The sequence below is a fragment of the Calditrichota bacterium genome (assembly GCA_014359355.1).
GTDB lineage: Bacteria > Zhuqueibacterota > Zhuqueibacteria > JANLFK01 > Oleimicrobiaceae > Oleimicrobium.
Window position 1 is genome coordinate 1 of sequence record JACIZP010000027.1, and the last position, 2521, is coordinate 2521.

Consider the following 2521-nt stretch of genomic DNA (forward strand, 5'->3'; position numbering starts at 1 on the left):
CCTTTCCGTTCAACGGATGGCTGAAGGCTGTGGGCAACGGCCAGGTGATGCCGTTGGGGAGCGCGCGGGTGGATACTACGGTGTCAGGTCCAGTGGCCCGGGCCCTGGTCATCGAACGGAGCGGCACGCCCTTTGTGCGGAGCGAGATCTGGCTCTACCAGGGCCTGCCGCGTGTCGAGATCGTCAACGTCATGGATCGGCGCCTCATGGAGTGGGTGCCCAATAGCATAGGCTCGGAGCAGTACGCCTATGTGTTCCCTTTTGCCATGACGAACTTTAACACCTACCTGGAGGGACCGCATGGCTTCTGGAACCCGGCCAGCGATCACCTTCCGGGCGCGCCACGGGGCTGGTTTGCTCTCCAGCACGGCGGGTGCGTCACCGATGGCACCTATCGCATTGTCTGGGCCTTGCGGGAGACCTTCACTGTTGAGTTTGAGCGTCCGCACGGCGTGGAGGCTTCTTTTGCCCCGAGCGAAGCCACTTTGCTGTGCCGGTTCATCAAGAAGGAGGATGAAGGAAGGTTCGAAGGGGGCAGCGTCGGCCCCATCGATGCGGAGCCAGGAACCAGCCCGCTGATACTGTCGGCTTTTGCCTTTGCTGGGGATAGCGGCGGGTTCGACCCGGTGGCGGTGGCGCAGTTCGTATGGAGCTTCAACACGCCGCTGTTCGGCTGCCAGGTGCCGCACAACGATAACGGGCTTCTCTCTGCGGCCGTGGCCAGCTTTCTGTGGTGTGACCAGCCGCAAGTCATGGTGGTGAACCTGAAACAGGCTCACTGGGGCGGCGGAACCATTGTCCGCCTCATGGAGCTCAGCGGCCAGCCCGCCGAGGTTACGCTGCGCTCCGACGTCTTGCGCATCTCTGCGGCGACAATTACCGACGGGGTTGAGCATGACCGTACAGCCGCAGCGGTGCATGCCGGGGGAGTGCGGATTGCCATAGGTCCGCGGCAAATTGTGACGCTACGCCTCAACGACCTTTCTTCGGGCGCGGCTCCGCAGGGGGACGACGCCATGTCGTGGCAATGGGATTTGGAGCAGAACTATCCCAACCCCTTCAATCCGGAGACCACCATCTCCTACCGCGTGCCTGAACAGATGCGGGTGGTCATCGCGCTGTTCAACAGCAAGGGGCAATTGGTGCGCACCCTGGTGGACGCTACTGTGCCTCCTGGCCGGCATACGGTGCGATGGCGGGGCGACGATGTCGACGGCAAACCAGTGGCGAGCGGTTTGTACTTCGTGCGCATGACTGCCGGGGACCAGGTGCGGCGAAGAAAGTTGATTCTTCTCAAATGAACACACGGAGCACTACATGGGAAAAGAGCTTATTCTGAACGCCATACGCGGGCAAAAGACCGAACGCACTCCTTGGCTTCCATTTGTGGGCTGCCATGGAGGCGCGCTCATTGGCAAGGACGCGACGACGTACCTGCAATCGGCTGATCTCATTGTCCAGGGCGTGACGGAGGCCATCCGCCAGTATCAGCCAGACGGTGTGCCGGTCACGTTTGACCTGCAAGTCGAGGCCGAGGCTTTAGGGTGCGAGCTGCAGTGGGCAAAGGAGAACCCCCCTGCCGTGGTCAGTCATGTGCTGGAGCAGAAGAGCCTGTCTGAGCTCAGGGTGCCGGATGAGCGCGCAGGACGCATCCCCATGGTGATGGAGGCCACGCGCCGCCTCGCCCAAGCCGGACACGACGTGGCGCTCTTCGGTCTGGTGACTGGGCCGTTTACCCTCGCCCTTCACCTCAAGGGAACGGGCATTTTCATGGAAATGTACGACCACCCCGAAGCGGTAAGGGAGCTCATGCAGTTCACCACGGCGGTGGCAACGCGTATGGCTGAACTCTACGCCGCGGCCGGTTGCGATGTGATTGCCCTAGTGGATCCGATGACCAGCCAGATTTCGCCGGACACCTTCCGCGCCTTCGTTTCGCCGTGCGCACAGGAGGTCTTTGACCGCATTCGCGCCCTGGGATTGCTGTCGTCCTTCTTTGTGTGCGGCCATGCGCAGAAGAACGTCGAGGCAATGTGCCAGACCGGCCCGGACAACATCTGCGTGGACGAGAACATTCCCCTGGACTTTGTCAAAAGGACCTGCCAGCAGTACGGCGTCTCTTTTGGCGGGAACATGCCCCTGACCACCGTGCTCCTCATGGGCAGCGAAGACGACGCCCGGCGCAGTGCCTTGCAGTGCATGGACATTGGGGGCGATACAGGCTACATCCTCGCCCCGGGCTGCGATCTGCCCTATGGCACGCCACCGGCCAACCTGAAAGCGGTCGCGGAGGTGGTGCACGACGACTACACACGACAGGTGGCGCGGGAGCTCTTGGCCAAGGCCGCAGAGGTGACGCCCTCCATCAACCTGGCCGACTATGGGCGCACCGACCGGGTGATCGTGGACATCATCACCTTGGACTCGGAGGCATGCGCGCCCTGCCAGTACATGGTCGAGGCGGTGAAGGCCGTGGCGCCGCATTTCGGCGACCTGGTGATCTGGCGCGAGCACAAGATCA

2 protein-coding genes are annotated in these 2521 nt (G+C 62.4%); both read left to right on the forward strand.

From position 1 onward, the window contains the following. A partial coding sequence (locus tag H5U38_01210) for a T9SS type A sorting domain-containing protein (protein ID MBC7185631.1) occupies positions 1-1301 on the forward strand: 1301 nt, incomplete at its 5' end. Between the two features lie 16 nt (positions 1302-1317). Beyond that, positions 1318-2521, forward strand: a 1204-nt coding sequence (locus tag H5U38_01215; protein ID MBC7185632.1) for a uroporphyrinogen decarboxylase family protein, incomplete at its 3' end; no start/stop codon positions are given.